This window comes from Streptomyces sp. 7R007, assembly GCF_054850255.1.
In genome coordinates this window covers 154,266-167,939 of the sequence record NZ_JBTWMV010000012.1, presented here as the reverse complement: position 1 = coordinate 167,939, position 13,674 = coordinate 154,266, and the positions used below count along the sequence as shown (strand labels likewise).

14 protein-coding genes are annotated in these 13,674 nt (G+C 70.7%); 8 read left to right on the top strand and 6 right to left on the bottom strand.

What is annotated here, in order from left to right:
* Positions 1 to 3 precede the first annotated feature (3 nt).
* Both ACYF6T_RS18350 and ACYF6T_RS18345 read right to left on the bottom strand, forming a co-directional pair.
* Positions 4 to 348 carry a hypothetical protein gene (locus ACYF6T_RS18350; protein ID WP_461697701.1) on the bottom strand — a complete coding sequence of 115 codons (345 nt, stop codon included), beginning with the start codon at positions 346 to 348 and terminating at the stop codon, positions 4 to 6.
* A gap of 29 nt (positions 349 to 377) precedes the next feature.
* A complete protein-coding gene (locus tag ACYF6T_RS18345; protein WP_461697700.1) occupies positions 378 to 2,069 on the bottom strand; it encodes a sodium:solute symporter family protein in 1,692 nt (563 codons plus the stop codon).
* 178 nt (positions 2,070 to 2,247) lie between these two features.
* Here ACYF6T_RS18345 and galT point away from each other — a divergent pair, with 178 nt between their 5' ends.
* The 3 genes from galT to galK are packed head-to-tail and all read left to right on the top strand — an operon-like array spanning position 2,248 to position 5,422.
* Positions 2,248 to 3,309, top strand: coding sequence for a galactose-1-phosphate uridylyltransferase (gene galT, locus ACYF6T_RS18340; RefSeq protein WP_461697699.1), 1,062 nt, complete (start codon positions 2,248 to 2,250; stop codon positions 3,307 to 3,309).
* The gene (gene galE, locus ACYF6T_RS18335; protein WP_461697698.1) at positions 3,306 to 4,268 is read left to right on the top strand and encodes a UDP-glucose 4-epimerase GalE; all 963 of its coding nucleotides are present in this window, start codon (positions 3,306 to 3,308) and stop codon (positions 4,266 to 4,268) included. The genes galT and galE overlap by 4 nt, the downstream gene beginning before the upstream one ends.
* Positions 4,268 to 5,422, top strand: coding sequence for a galactokinase (galK, locus tag ACYF6T_RS18330; protein WP_461697697.1), 1,155 nt, complete (start codon positions 4,268 to 4,270; stop codon positions 5,420 to 5,422). The genes galE and galK overlap by 1 nt, the downstream gene beginning before the upstream one ends.
* Here the strand turns inward: galK and ACYF6T_RS18325 are convergent.
* Positions 5,415 to 5,870, bottom strand: a complete 456-nt coding sequence (locus ACYF6T_RS18325; protein WP_461697817.1) for a GNAT family N-acetyltransferase — start codon at positions 5,868 to 5,870, stop codon at positions 5,415 to 5,417. The two genes, galK and ACYF6T_RS18325, sit on opposite strands and share 8 nt — an antisense overlap.
* 259 nt (positions 5,871 to 6,129) lie before the next feature.
* Between ACYF6T_RS18325 and ACYF6T_RS18320 the strand changes: the two genes are divergently transcribed.
* Positions 6,130 to 6,897: a LuxR C-terminal-related transcriptional regulator gene (locus ACYF6T_RS18320; RefSeq protein WP_461697696.1), complete on the top strand. Its 768-nt coding sequence runs from the start codon at positions 6,130 to 6,132 to the stop codon at positions 6,895 to 6,897.
* On the opposite strand, the gene tamR is transcribed toward ACYF6T_RS18320, so the two are convergent.
* Positions 6,856 to 7,353 carry a MarR family transcriptional regulator TamR gene (gene tamR / locus ACYF6T_RS18315; protein WP_461697694.1) on the bottom strand — a complete coding sequence of 166 codons (498 nt, stop codon included), beginning with the start codon at positions 7,351 to 7,353 and terminating at the stop codon, positions 6,856 to 6,858. The genes ACYF6T_RS18320 and tamR overlap by 42 nt on opposite strands.
* A 65-nt stretch (positions 7,354 to 7,418) precedes the next feature.
* Between tamR and ACYF6T_RS18310 the strand changes: the two genes are divergently transcribed.
* From ACYF6T_RS18310 to ACYF6T_RS18300, 3 genes are read left to right on the top strand one after another with little or no spacing between them, the layout of a single operon-like run.
* Positions 7,419 to 8,255 carry a trans-aconitate 2-methyltransferase gene (locus ACYF6T_RS18310; RefSeq protein WP_461697692.1) on the top strand — a complete coding sequence of 279 codons (837 nt, stop codon included), beginning with the start codon at positions 7,419 to 7,421 and terminating at the stop codon, positions 8,253 to 8,255.
* Entirely contained in the window at positions 8,255 to 8,635 is a 381-nt protein-coding gene (locus ACYF6T_RS18305; protein WP_461697690.1) for a VOC family protein, read from the top strand. Before ACYF6T_RS18310 ends, ACYF6T_RS18305 begins: the two co-directional genes overlap by 1 nt.
* Before the next feature lie 53 nt (positions 8,636 to 8,688).
* Entirely contained in the window at positions 8,689 to 8,862 is a 174-nt protein-coding gene (locus ACYF6T_RS18300) for a CsbD family protein (protein ID WP_461697689.1), read from the top strand.
* A 36-nt stretch (positions 8,863 to 8,898) separates the two neighbouring features.
* Here the strand turns inward: ACYF6T_RS18300 and ACYF6T_RS18295 are convergent, their stop codons facing one another.
* The gene (locus ACYF6T_RS18295; RefSeq protein WP_461697687.1) at positions 8,899 to 9,576 is read right to left on the bottom strand and encodes a TetR family transcriptional regulator; all 678 of its coding nucleotides are present in this window, start codon (positions 9,574 to 9,576) and stop codon (positions 8,899 to 8,901) included.
* Positions 9,573 to 10,583: an acyl-CoA desaturase gene (locus tag ACYF6T_RS18290; RefSeq protein WP_461697686.1), complete on the bottom strand. Its 1,011-nt coding sequence runs from the start codon at positions 10,581 to 10,583 to the stop codon at positions 9,573 to 9,575. Before ACYF6T_RS18290 ends, ACYF6T_RS18295 begins: the two co-directional genes overlap by 4 nt.
* Before the next feature lie 285 nt (positions 10,584 to 10,868).
* Between ACYF6T_RS18290 and ppc the strand changes: the two genes are divergently transcribed.
* On the top strand, positions 10,869 to 13,601 hold the full coding sequence (ppc, locus tag ACYF6T_RS18285; protein ID WP_461697685.1) for a phosphoenolpyruvate carboxylase: 2,733 nt from the start codon (positions 10,869 to 10,871) through the stop codon (positions 13,599 to 13,601).
* Positions 13,602 to 13,674: the final 73 nt, after the last annotated feature.

Sequence of the window (13,674 nt, the reverse complement as noted above, 5' to 3'; positions counted from 1 at the left end):
TCGTCACTCCTCCGGCACGACCGGCTCGCCCTCCGGCCCCGGGACCACGTGGGGGGTCGGCGGGGGAGTGGGGCGCAGATAGAGCCAGACGAGGAAGAACACGCCCAGGATCAGCATGCCGATCCCCGTCCACAGGTTGATGTTCACGCCCTGCGCCTTGTCGATCGCGGACTGGTCGTCGACCAGGCCGGTGATCCCGACGATGAGCCCGTAGAGCACGAACAGGCCGCCGATGATGCGCCGCAGGTCGAAGATGCGGGCCGCGGTGGCGGACTTGGCCTCCAGCTCGGCGACCTCGCGCTGGACGTCCTTCTCGGAGTAACCGGAGTATCCGGACTGCTCACTCATGGTCTTCCAAACTCCCTGTCAGGATGCCGCTAGAACGAGAACGGGATGTAGCAGGCGGCCGCGATGATCACCGCGCCCCAGCCCAGCAGGGCCGGCCTGCGGTACCACGCCTCGTCGCCCGGCGCGGGCGGCTCGGACATGCCGGGGGAGCGGGTGCCGTAGACCAGGCCCTGGAGTTCCGCGGCCGGCTTCGGCGCCGTGAACAGCGAGACCGCGACCATCACCACCGCGCCCGCGGCGAAGCCGACCATCGCCGAGACGAAGTTGGCGCCCTGGTCGGAGGGGATGTCGACGATGCCCTGCTTGTAGATCCAGAAGTAGTTCACCATCGCGGCCACGGTGCCGGCGAGCAGCCCCCAGAAGCCGGACCTGGCGGACGCCCGCCGCCAGAACATGCCGATGATGAAGACGACGAACATCGGCACGTTGAAGAAGGAGAACAGCGTCTGGAGGTAGCTCATGATGTTGGAGAACGTGGACGCCAGGAACGCCGTGCCGATCGAGGCGAGCACGCCGATCACCGTGATGAGCCGGCCGAAGCGGACGTAGTACTCGTCCTCGCGGCCCTTGACCACGTACCGCCCCCAGATGTCGTTCGTGAACACCGTGTTGAAGGACGAGACGTTGGCGGCCATGCCCGCCATGAACGCGGCGAGCAGACCGGTGACCGCGATGCCGAGGACACCGTTGGGCAGCAGCGTCTTCATCAGGTACGGGATCGCGTGGTTGTACTGGAGGTAGTAGCCGGACGTGCCGATCTTCGGAACCAGGGCCTCCGCCACCAGCCCCGGGATCATCACCAGGAAGACGATGAAGATCTTCGGGTAGGCGGCGATCAGCGGCGTGCGCTGGCCCGCCGAGAGGTTCTTCGCCGACAGGGCGCGCTGCACCTCGGCGAAGTTGGTGGTCCAGTAACCGAAGGACAGCACGAAGCCCAGACCGAGCACGATGGTCAGCCAGTTGGCGCCCAGTGGGTTGGCGCTGCCGATGCCGGTTCCGCCCCAGGCCGTGGTGAAGTTCGAGCCGTGGGTCGCGGTGAGCTTGTCGGTCAGACCGCCCCAGCCGCCGACCTTCTTCAGGCCCAGCACGACGATCGGGATCAGGGCCGCGAGGATCACGAAGAACTGCAGCACCTCGTTGTAGATCGCGGACGACAGACCGCCGAGCGTGATGTACGCCAGCACGAAGGCGCCGGCGACCACGATCGCCACCCACTTCGGCCAGCCCAGCAGGGCCTCGACCACGATCGCGAGAGCGTAGAGGTTGACCCCGGCGATCAGGATGGCCGCCACGGCGAACAGGATGGAGCTGAGCAGGTGCGCCCACTTGTCGAAGCGCAGCAGCAGCATCTCCGGGACCGAGCGGACCCTGCTGCCGTAGTAGAAGGGCATCATCACCAGCCCGAGGAAGACCATGGCCGGGATGGCGCCGATCCAGTACCAGTGGACGGTGTACGCGCCGTACTGCGCGCTGTTGGCGGCCATGCCGAGGATCTCGGTGGCGGCCAGGTTGGCCGAGATGAAGGCGAGGCCGGTGATCCAGGCGGGCAGCGAGCGTCCCGAGAGGAAGAAGTCGAGGCTTGTCTTCACCGAGCGGCGGGCGGCGAAGCCGATGCCCAGGACGACGGCGAAGTAGATGCCGAGGATCGTGTAGTCGAGCCCGTTCGTGGGGAGTCGAAGCTCGGCGGCGAGGGGGATGACCAGATCTGTGGGGGTCTGCATGAGTACTCGCTTCGTTGCGTGAACTGATCCAGAGCGGAACCTACGCCTCTGTGTTCAGCAATTGAACACTTCAGTTGGTGCTCTTTGTTGGATTGTGATGTTGACGACTGTGGGGGGTTGTGTTCCAATGTGTTTGGTTCTGTTTGATGCATGACGTGGCTCGGATAGGGAGTCCGCAGTGAAGAAGACCTCGACCCGGCTGGCCGACGGTCGCGAGTTGATCTACTACGACCTGCGCGACGACAACGTGCGGGACGCGGTGGACAAGCGCCCGCTGGAGCGGACCGTCACCACCTCCGAGATCCGGCGCGACCCGCTGCTCGGCGACTCGATCGCCGTCGCCTCGCACCGCCAGGGGCGCACCTACCACCCGCCGGCCGACGAGTGCCCGCTGTGCCCCTCGCGGGACGGGCGGCTCAGCGAGATCCCGGACTCGTCGTACGACGTCGTGGTCTTCGAGAACCGTTTCCCCTCCCTGGCCGGCGACTCGGGCCGGTGCGAGGTCGTCTGCTTCACCTCCGACCACAACGCGTCCTTCGCCGACCTCACCGAGGAGCAGGCCGCCCTGGTCCTCGAGGCATGGACGGACCGGACGTCGGAGCTGTCCCATCTCCCCTCCGTGGAGCAGGTGTTCTGCTTCGAGAACCGCGGCGCGGAGATCGGTGTGACGCTCGGACATCCGCACGGCCAGATCTACGCCTACCCCTTCACCACCCCTCGCACCGCGCTGATGCTGCGCCAACTGGCCCAGCACAAGGAGGCGACCGGCGGGGAGAACCTCTTCGACGCCGTCCTGGAGCGGGAACTGGCCGACGAGCGGGTCGTCCTGGAGGGTGAACACTGGGTGGCCTTCGTGCCCTACGCCGCGCACTGGCCGTACGAGGTCCACCTCTACCCCAAGCGTCGCGTGCCCGACCTGCTGGGCCTCGACGAGGCGGCGCGCACAGAGTTTCCCCAGGTCTATCTGGAACTGTTGAGGCGCTTCGACCGGATCTTCGGGGAGGGTGAGCCTCCGACGCCGTACATCGCGGCCTGGCACCAGGCCCCGTTCGGCGCGCTGGAGGAGTTCGACGGCGTCAACCGCGACGACTTCGCGCTCCACCTCGAGCTTTTCACCATCCGCCGGACCTCCGGCAAGCTGAAGTTCCTCGCGGGTTCCGAGTCCGGCATGAGCGTGTTCATCAACGACGTGCCGCCGGAGCGCGCGGCCGAGCGACTGCGAGAGGTAGCGAGTTCATGAAGTACCTGGTGACGGGCGGCGCGGGTTACGTCGGCAGCGTCGTGGCCCAGCATCTGCTGGAGGCGGACCACGAGGTCGTCGTCCTCGACAACCTCTCCACCGGCTTCCGGGAGGGCGTCCCGTCCGGCGCCGCCTTCGTCGAGGGCGACATCCGCGACGCCGCCAAGTGGCTGGACTCCTCCTTCGACGCCGTCCTGCACTTCGCCGCCTTCTCCCAGGTCGGCGAGTCGGTCGCCAAGCCCGAGAAGTACTGGGACAACAACGTCGGCGGCACCATGGCGCTGCTCGCGGCGATGCGCGAGGCCGGCGTCCGCAAGCTCGTCTTCTCCTCCACCGCGGCCACCTACGGCGAGCCGGAGCAGGTCCCGATCGTCGAGACCGCCCCCACCCGGCCGACCAACCCCTACGGCGCCTCCAAGCTCGCCGTCGACCACATGATCACCGGCGAGGCGGCGGCCCACGGCCTGGGCGCGGTCTCCCTGCGCTACTTCAACGTGGCCGGCGCGTACGGCGCCTGCGGCGAGCGGCACGACCCCGAGTCGCACCTGATCCCCCTCGTCCTCCAGGTCGCCCAGGGCCGGCGCGAGGCGATCTCCGTCTACGGCGACGACTACCCGACGCCGGACGGCACCTGCGTGCGCGACTACATCCACGTCGCCGACCTGGCCGAGGCCCATCTGCTGGCCCTGCGGGCCGCCGTCCCCGGCGAGCACCTGATCTGCAACCTCGGCAACGGCAACGGCTTCTCGGTGCGCGAGGTCATCGAGACCGTCCGCCGGGTCACCGGCCACCCCATCCCCGAGGTCGTGGCCCCGCGCCGGGGCGGCGACCCGGCGACCCTGGTGGCGTCGGCGGCCACCGCCCGCGAGAAGCTGGGCTGGAACCCGTCCCGCGCGGACCTCGCGGGGATCGTCGCGGACGCGTGGGAGTTCGCGCAGAACATCGCAAGGGAGCAGTAGTGGCCTCTCAGCAGGTGCGGGCCGGTTTCGTGGAGCTGTACGGGACCGAGCCCGAGGGTGTCTGGTCGGCGCCGGGCCGCGTCAACCTGATCGGCGAGCACACCGACTACAACGACGGCTTCGTGATGCCCTTCGCGCTGCCGCACACCGCGGTGGCGGCCGTCTCGCGCCGCACGGACGGCGTGCTGCGCCTGCACTCGGCGGACGTCGAGGGCGGGGTCGCGGAGCTGCGCCTGGACGACCTGGCCCCGGAGACCGACCGGAACTGGACGGCGTACCCGGCGGGCGTGGTCTGGGCCCTGCGGGAGGCCGGCCACCCGGTCACCGGCGCCGACGTCCACCTCGCCTCGACGGTGCCCTCCGGCGCGGGCCTGTCCTCCTCGGCCGCGCTGGAGGTCGTGATCGCGCTGGCGCTCAACGACCTGTACGAGCTGGGCCTGCAGCGCTGGCAGCTGGCCCGCCTGTGCCAGCGCGCCGAGAACGTCTACGTGGGCGCCCCCACCGGCATCATGGACCAGACGGCCTCCGCGTGCTGCGAGGAGGGCCACGCCCTCTTCCTGGACACCCGGGACCTCTCCCAGCAGCAGATCCCCTTCGACCTGGCCGCCGAGGGCATGCGCCTGCTGGTGGTCGACACCCGGGTCAAGCACGCCCACAGCGACGGCGAGTACGGCAAGCGCCGCGCGGGCTGCGAGCGGGGCGCCGCCCTGCTGGGCGTCGACGCGCTGCGGGACGTGCCGTACGGCGAGCTGGAGGAGGCCCTCGCCCGGCTCGGCGACGACGAGGAGGCCGTACGCCTGGTGCGGCACGTCGTCACCGAGGACGAGCGGGTGGAGCGGGTCGTCTCCCTGCTTCAGGCGGGCGACACCCGGGCGATCGGCCCGGTGCTGGTGGCCGGCCACGCCTCCCTGCGCGACGACTTCCGCATCTCCTGCCCCGAGCTGGACCTGGTCGTCGACACGGCCCTGGCCGCCGGCGCCCTCGGCGCGCGGATGACCGGCGGCGGCTTCGGCGGCTCGGCGATCGTGCTGGCCGAGGCGTCCGACGTGGACACCCTCACCAAGGCGGTCGAGGAGGCCTTCGCGAGCGCGGGCTTCACCGCGCCGCGCGTGTTCGAGGCGGTGCCGGCGGCGGGCGCGCGCCGGCTCAGCTGAACCGCTTCATCATCGTGTACTCCGTGATCCCCGGCGGGTAGCCGGGGATCACGCACACCGCCTCGTAGCCCTGCTTGCGGTAGAAGTCCGGCGCCTGGAAGTCCCAGGTCTCCAGACGTGCCGCCGCGCAGCCGCGTTCCTCGCGCGCCAGGCGTTCCGCCTCCGCGAGGATTCCCGTGCCCAGGCCCGTGCCCCGGTGGCGGGCGTCCACCCACAGATAGGTGACGTGCAGCCAGGTCGCCCAGGTGTGGCCCACCAGCCCCCCGGCCAGTTCGCCCCGCTCGTCCAACGCCCACACGTGCAGCGGAAGTTCGCGTTCATCCGGGGTGCCGCGCAGCGCGCGCAGCACCGGCGAGGCCGCCGTGTTGGTCTCCAGCAGCCGGGTTCGGAGAAGATCGCGCCGGGCTTTGTCGACTTCTGTCTCCAGACGGAACATGCGGCTCACGATAAACGCGTCGGACGGCCAGTTCTGCAAATAACCTTCCGCTCCCGGCGCCCGGCCGTACCCTGATGAACAGCGCCGGTGGGGGCCGGTGCTGATCAGGGGGCGAGACAAGTCGGGTACGACGCCCGAAGTGGGGGTAACAGTTCTGGCACGCACGGCGGCGGACGTGCGGCCGTCGCGCTTCGGGCGCCGTACCTGCGCCCGTGTCGTCTCCCGACGATGAATCCCCTGCTCTTCGAGAGAGCTTGGGGAAGGGGGTTTCGTGGTTCGCATCCGAGTCCTGGTCGTCGACGACCATCGCATCTTCGCCGAGTCGCTCGCCGCCGCCCTGGCCGCCGAGCCCGACGTCGACGTCTCCGCCGCGGGCAGCGGTCCCGCCGCGCTGCGCAGCCTGGAGCGCGCGGCGGCCGAGGGGCGCCGCTTCGACGTGCTGCTCGTCGACGCCGACCTGGGCGGCAACCTGCCCGGCGTACGGCCCGCCGTGCCGCTGCACGACAGCGGCGAGGACGGCCTCGTCGACGGGATCTCGCTGGTGGCCGGGGTGCGCACGGCGCAGCCCGGGGTACGCATCGTCGTCCTCGCCGAGAAGGACGATCCCCGGCGGGCCGCGCTCGCCCTGCAGGCCGGCGCCTCCGGGTGGGTCGCCAAGGACTGCTCGCTGTCCCGGCTGCTCACGGTGATCCGGGGCGTGCTGCGCGACGAGACCCACCTTCCGCCCGCCCTGCTCACCGGCGTCCTGCGCGAGCTCACGGCCGCGCGCAAGCACCGCACGGAGAGCGAGCGGCTGGTGGAGTCCCTCACGCCGAGGGAGCGGGAGGTGCTGCGCTGCATGGTCGCCGGGCTCGGCCGCAAGGCCGTCGCCGAGCGGCTGTTCCTGTCGCCGCACACCGTGCGCACGCACATGCAGAACGTCCTCGGCAAGCTCGGTGTGCACAGCACCCTGGCCGCCGTCGCGCTCGCCCGCCGGGCCGGCGTCGGTCCCGTCGACCTAGCCGGGGATGTTGTCGAACGGGGCGGTCAGCTGGCGTAGCAACCCCGCCAGTTCACCGCGCTGGGCGCGGGAGAGCTCCGCGAGGATCGCGCGCTCCTGCTCCAGCAGCCCCGCCAGGGCCTGGTCCGCGCGGTCCCGGCCCTCGTCGGTCAGCCGCACCAGCACCCCGCGCCGGTCGCTCGGGTCGGGCAGCCGCTCCACCAGGCCCTTCTTCGCCAGGCGGTCGATGCGGTTGGTCATCGTGCCCGAGGTGACCAGGGTCTGCGTCAGGAGCTGACCGGGGGAGAGCTGGTACGGCGTCCCCGCGCGCCGCAGCGCGGTCAGCACGTCGAACTCCCAGGGCTCCAGGCTGTGCTCGGCGAAGGCCAGCCGGCGGGCCCGGTCCAGGTGCCGGGCCAGCCTGCTCACCCGGCTGAGCACCTCCAGCGGCTCCACGTCGAGGTCCGGGCGCTCCCGGCGCCACGCTGCGACCAGCCGATCGACCTCGTCCTCCATGGCGATCAGTGTAGTGGTTGTGTCGACGTGAAGTCTCTTGATATCAAGTCTCTTGACGTCGAGAGATGCGGCGCGGGAAAGTAACGGGCATGAGCACTCCTGCCTGGGACCCCGCCCAATACCTCCGCCACGCCGGCCACCGCGCCCGGCCCTTCACCGACCTGCTCGCCCGCGTCCCCGACCTCCCCTCCGCCGCCCCGGCCGTCGCCGACCTCGGCTGCGGTCCCGGCAACGTCACCGCCCTGCTCGCCGACCGCTGGCCCACCGCCCGGATCACCGGCTACGACAACTCGCCCGAGATGCTCGACAAGGCGCTCGCGGAGTACGAGGGCGCCACGCCCGGCGGCGGACGCATCGACTTCTCCTACGCCGACGTCGGCACCTGGACGCCCCCGCAGCCGTACGACCTGATCGTCAGCAACGCCACCCTCCAGTGGGTGCCGGGGCACGCCGACCGGTTCGGGGAGTGGATCGCGGGACTCGTGCCCGGCGGGGTCCTCGCCTTCCAGGTCCCCGGCAACTTCTCCTCCCCCAGCCACGTCCTGATGCGCGAGCTCGCCGCCTCCCCCCGCTGGCGCGACCGCCTCGCCGACACCCTCCGCCACGACGACGCCGTGCTCGCGCCGGAGGCCTACCTGGAGCGGCTGGCCGGCCTCGGCTGCACGGCGGACGTCTGGGAGACCACGTACATCCATCTCCTCACCGGTGAGGACCCGGTGCTGGACTGGGTCAAGGGCACCGGGCTGCGGCCGGTCCTGACCGCCCTCGCCGACGATCCCGAGGCGCGGGAGGAGTTCGTCGCCGCGTACCGGGCGGCCCTGCGCGCGGCCTATCCGGCCACCGCCCACGGCACGCCCTTCCCCTTCCGCCGCATCTTCGCCGTCGCCCGCAAGGAGGGCTGATGCTCGCCGCCGTCGACCACGTCCAGCTCGCCGCCCCGGCCGGCTCCGAGGAAGTGCTGCGCGCCTACTACGTCGACGTGCTCGGCATGACCGAGACGCCGAAGCCGCCGGTGCTCGCGGCGCGCGGCGGGTGCTGGTTCCAGGCGGGGGCCGTGCGGCTGCACCTCGGCATCGAACAGGACTTCCGGCCCGCGCGGAAGGCGCACCCGGGGCTGCGGGTCACCGGCATCGAGGCGTACGCCGACCGGCTGCGGGCGCGGGGCGCGAAGGTCGTCTGGGACGAGGAGCTCCCGGGCCACCGGCGCTTCTACTCCGAGGACCCGGTGGGCAACCGTCTGGAGTTCCTGGAACCGGTGGACGGCGTTTGCCCCGGGCCCTGAGGGTTACCCGCCGTGGCGACAGCGAAGTGCCGTGTTACTGGGAGTGATCTCTGATGGCAGGCGAACAGAAGGCCAAGGGCAAGAAGGAACAGGCCAAGGGCAAGGCCAAGGAGACGGTGGGCCGCGCTGTCGGCAACGAGAGCATGGAGGCCGAGGGCCGGCTCCAGCAGTCCAAGGGCGACGCCCGCCAGGCCAAGGAGAAGGCCAAGGACGCCTTCAAGCACTGAACGGCCCGGAAGAACGTCTGTGGGGCGCCGCGGGAGTCAGCTCTTGCGGCGCCCTATCAGGTGCGGCTTCGCCTCCAGCCCGTCCAGCCCGTGCCAGGCCAGGTTCACCAGGTGGGCGGCGACCTCCGCCTTCCTCGGGCGGCGCACATCCAGCCACCACTGCCCGGTCAGCGCCACCATGCCGACCAGCGCCTGCGCGTACAGCGGGGCGAGCTTGGGGTCGAAGCCGCGGCTCTTGAACTCGCGGCCCAGGATGTCCTCCACCTGGGTGGCGATGTCCGAGATCAGCGAGGCGAAGGACCCCGTCGACTGCGGGATGGGCGAGTCACGGACCAGGATGCGGAAGCCGTCCGTGTACTCCTCGATGTAGTCCAGCAGCGCGAACGCGGCCTGCTCGCACAGCTCGCGCGGGTGACCGGCGGTCAGCGAGCCGGTCACCATGTCCAGCAGCCGCCGCATCTCGCGGTCCACCACCACCGCGTACAGGCCCTCCTTGCCGCCGAAGTGCTCGTAGACCACCGGCTTGGACACCCCGGCCTTCGCCGCGATCTCCTCCACCGACGTGCCCTCGAAGCCCTTCGCGGCGAAGAGGGTGCGACCGATCTCCAGCAGCTGCTGGCGGCGCTCGGCACCGGTCATCCGGGGGCGACGCGCTCGCCGCTGCTTGTCTGGGCCTGGGGTGCTGCTGGAGTCGGTCGCCACGGCGTCAATCATGCCGCCTCGGCGGTCTCCTTCCGGCGCCGAGAGCCGTCTTCCCCGGTGTTCCGGCGCGAATCGATACGCGAGCGTGACGGCCAGCGCACGTCGTACGCCCAGCCGAACGCCTCGAACCAGCGGATCAGGCGGGCGCTGGAGTCGACCTGCCAGCGCTCCACACCGTGCCGCGCGGAGGTCGGGTCGGCGTGGTGCAGGTTGTGCCAGGACTCACCGCAGGAGAGCACCGCCAGCCACCACACGTTGCCCGAGCGGTCCCGCGACTTGAAGGGACGCTTGCCCACCGCGTGGCAGATCGAGTTGATCGACCAGGTCACGTGGTGCAGCAGAGCCACCCGGACGAGGGACCCCCAGAAGAACCCGGTGAACGCACCCCACCAGGACATGGTGACCAGACCGCCGATCACGGCGGGCAGGGCCAGCGACAGGATCGTCCAGTAGACGAACTGCCGGGAGATCCGGCGGATCGCCGGGTCCTTGATCAAATCCGGCGCGTACTTGTCCTGCGGTGTCTGCTCCTCGTCGAACATCCAGCCGATGTGCGCCCACCACAGGCCCTTCATCAGGGCCGGGAGCGTCTCGCCGAAACGCCACGGAGAGTGCGGGTCGCCCTCCGCGTCCGAGAACTTGTGGTGCTTGCGGTGGTCGGCGACCCACCGCACGATCGGGCCCTCGACGGCCATCGAGCCGGCGATCGCCAGGGCGATCCTGAGGGGCCGTTTGGCCTTGAAGGAGCCGTGGGTGAAGTAGCGGTGGAAGCCGATCGTGATGCCGTGGCAGCCCAGGTAGTAGAAGAACACCAGCAGGCCGAGGTCGAGCCAGCTCACGCCCCACCCCCAGGCCAGCGGAACCGCGGCCACGAGCGCCAGGAACGGGACGACGATGAAGAGCAGGAGCGCGATCTGCTCGATGGAGCGCTTCTTCTCGCCGCCCAGGGTCGCGGAGGGCGGGAGAGCGGCGACGGTCGTTTTCGAAGGATCCTCGATCACGTCGGAGCTTGAGGTCATGCGTGTCCCCTGTGGGGTCTTGGATTCAGGAGATGCCGCGGAACGGAAGCCGTGGCGTGCTTCCTACGGTTCCGTAACCTACGGCATCGTAAGTATGGCAGTGCGCGGCTCGGCGGCAAGAGCCCCACAGCCTGCGCGTCCGGGCGGACACCTATCCTTGTCTTGGTCGGACAGCGCGGTCCGCTCTGTTTTCTTCCCGGATGACCGGCCCGTATGCGGCCCAGCCGCCCGACCGCCGTCCGGGTTCCCTCCAGATGAGCTTCAACACTGCAAGGAGCCGCACCTGTGAGCAGTGCCGACGACCAGACCACGACGACCAGCAGCGAGCTGCGCGCCGACATCCGGCGACTCGGTGACCTGCTCGGTGAGACTCTCGTGAGGCAGGAGGGACCCGAGCTGCTCGAACTCGTCGAGAGGGTCCGCCGGCTGACCCGCGAGGACGGAGAGGCCGCCGCCGAACTGCTGCGCGGCACCGAGCTGCAGACGGCGGCCAAGCTGGTGCGCGCCTTCTCCACCTACTTCCACCTCGCCAACGTCACCGAGCAGGTGCACCGCGGCCGCGAGCTGCGCGCCCGGCGCGCCGCCGAGGGCGGTCTGCTGGCCCGCACCGCCGACCGGCTCAAGGACGCCGACCCCGAGCACCTGCGCCAGACGGTCGCCAACCTCAACGTCCGCCCGGTCTTCACCGCGCACCCGACCGAGGCCGCGCGCCGCTCGGTGCTCAACAAGCTGCGCCGGATCGCCGAGCTGCTGGAGACCCCGGTCATCGAGGCGGACCGGCGCCGCCACGACACCCGGCTGGCGGAGAACATCGACCTGGTCTGGCAGACCGACGAGCTGCGCGTGGTCCGCCCCGAGCCCGCCGACGAGGCCCGCAACGCCATCTACTACCTGGACGAACTGCACGCCGGCGCCGTCGGCGACGTCCTGGAGGACCTGACGGCCGAGCTGGAGCGCGTCGGCGTCCGGCTCCCCGACGACACCCGCCCGGTCACCTTCGGCACCTGGATCGGCGGCGACCGCGACGGCAACCCGAACGTCACCCCGCAGGTCACCTGGGACGTCCTGATCCTCCAGCACGAGCACGGCATCAACGACGCGCTGGAGATGATCGACGAGCTCAGAGGCTTCTTGTCCAACTCCATCCGCTACACGGGTGCCACCCAGGAGCTCCTCGACTCGCTCCAGGCCGACCTGGACCGGCTGCCCGAGATCAGCCCCCGCTACAAGCGCCTCAACGCCGAGGAGCCCTACCGGCTCAAGGCCACCTGCATCCGGCAGAAGCTGGAGAACACCAAGCAGCGCCTGGCCAAGGGCACCCCGCACGAGGACGGCCGCGACTACCTCGGCACCAGCGAGCTGCTGAAGGACCTCACCCTCATCCAGACCTCCCTGCGCGAGCACCGCGGCGCGCTGTTCGCCGACGGCCGGATGAACCGCACCATCCGCACGCTGGCCGCCTTCGGCCTGCAGCTGGCCACCATGGACGTACGCGAGCACGCGGACGCCCACCACCACGCCCTCGGCCAGCTCTTCGACCGCCTGGGCGAGGAGTCCTGGCGCTACGCCGACATGCCCCGCGAGTACCGGGCCAGACTGCTCGCCAAGGAGCTCAGGTCCCGCCGCCCGCTCGCCCCGACCCCGGCCCCGGTGGACGCGGCCGGCGCGAAGACCCTCGGCGTGTTCGAGACGGTCAAGCGGGCCCTGGAGGTCTTCGGGCCCGAGGTCGTCGAGTCGTACATCATCTCCATGTGCCAGGGCGCCGACGACGTCTTCGCCGCCGCCGTCCTCGCCCGCGAGGCCGGCCTCATCGACCTGCACGCCGGGTGGGCGAAGATCGGCATCGTGCCGCTGCTGGAGACCACCGACGAGCTCAAGGCCGCCGACACCATCCTGGAGGACATGCTCTCCGACCCGTCCTACCGCCGCCTGGTGGCGCTGCGCGGGGACGTCCAGGAGGTCATGCTCGGCTACTCCGACTCCTCCAAGTTCGGCGGCATCACCACCTCGCAGTGGGAGATCCACCGCGCGCAGCGCCGGCTGCGCGACGTCGCCCACCGCTACGGCGTACGCCTGCGCCTCTTTCACGGCCGCGGCGGCACCGTCGGCCGGGGCGGCGGCCCCTCGCACGACGCGATCCTCGCCCAGCCCTGGGGCACCCTGGAGGGCGAGATCAAGGTCACCGAGCAGGGCGAGGTCATCTCCGACAAGTACCTCATCCCCTCGCTGGCCAGGGAGAACCTGGAGCTGACGGTCGCGGCCACCCTGCAGGCATCCGCCCTGCACACCGCCCCCCGCCAGTCCGACGAGGCCCTCGCCCGCTGGGACGCCGCCATGGACGTCGTCTCCGACGCCGCGCACGCCGCCTACCGCGCCCTCGTCGAGGACCCGGACCTGCCGACGTACTTCCTCGCGTCGACGCCGGTGGACCAGCTCGCCGAGCTGCACCTGGGCTCCCGGCCCTCCCGCCGCCCCGGCTCCGGCGTCTCGCTCGACGGCCTGCGCGCCATCCCGTGGGTCTTCGGCTGGACCCAGTCCCGGCAGATCGTCCCCGGCTGGTTCGGCGTCGGCTCCGGCCTGAAGGCGCTGCGCGAGGCGGGCCTGGACACCGTGCTCGACGAGATGCACGAGCAGTGGCACTTCTTCCGCAACTTCATCTCCAACGTCGAGATGACGCTCGCCAAGACCGACCTGCGCATCGCCGCGCACTACGTCGACACGCTCGTGCCGGACGAGCTCAAGCACGTCTTCGACACCATCCGCGCCGAGCACGAGCTGACGGTGCGCGAGGTGCTGCGGGTGACCGGCGAGAAGGAACTGCTCGACGCGCAGCCGGTGCTGAAGCAGACGTTCAGCATCCGCGACGCCTACCTCGACCCGATCTCCTACCTCCAGGTCGCCCTGCTCAAGCGCCAGCGCGACGCCGTGGCCGCCGGCGAGGAGCCCGACCCGCTGCTCTCCCGCGCCCTGCTGCTGACGGTCAACGGCGTGGCCGCGGGCCTGCGCAACACCGGCTGACGCCACCGCACACGACGGTGCCCCCGAGCCCGAGGCTCGGGGGCACCGCTGTTTCCCGGGTGCTTCCGGGGCC

Coding starts and splice junctions, on each gene's coding strand:
- ACYF6T_RS18350 (WP_461697701.1), bottom strand. CDS start 348: ATGAGTGAGCAGTCCGGATACTCCGGTTACTCCGAGAAGGACGTCCAG.
- ACYF6T_RS18345 (WP_461697700.1), bottom strand. CDS start 2,069: ATGCAGACCCCCACAGATCTGGTCATCCCCCTCGCCGCCGAGCTTCGA.
- galE (WP_461697698.1), top strand. CDS start 3,306: ATGAAGTACCTGGTGACGGGCGGCGCGGGTTACGTCGGCAGCGTCGTG.
- tamR (WP_461697694.1), bottom strand. CDS start 7,353: ATGGAGGACGAGGTCGATCGGCTGGTCGCAGCGTGGCGCCGGGAGCGC.
- ACYF6T_RS18310 (WP_461697692.1), top strand. CDS start 7,419: ATGCGGCGCGGGAAAGTAACGGGCATGAGCACTCCTGCCTGGGACCCC.
- ACYF6T_RS18305 (WP_461697690.1), top strand. CDS start 8,255: ATGCTCGCCGCCGTCGACCACGTCCAGCTCGCCGCCCCGGCCGGCTCC.
- ACYF6T_RS18300 (WP_461697689.1), top strand. CDS start 8,689: ATGGCAGGCGAACAGAAGGCCAAGGGCAAGAAGGAACAGGCCAAGGGC.
- ACYF6T_RS18295 (WP_461697687.1), bottom strand. CDS start 9,576: ATGATTGACGCCGTGGCGACCGACTCCAGCAGCACCCCAGGCCCAGAC.
- ACYF6T_RS18290 (WP_461697686.1), bottom strand. CDS start 10,583: ATGACCTCAAGCTCCGACGTGATCGAGGATCCTTCGAAAACGACCGTC.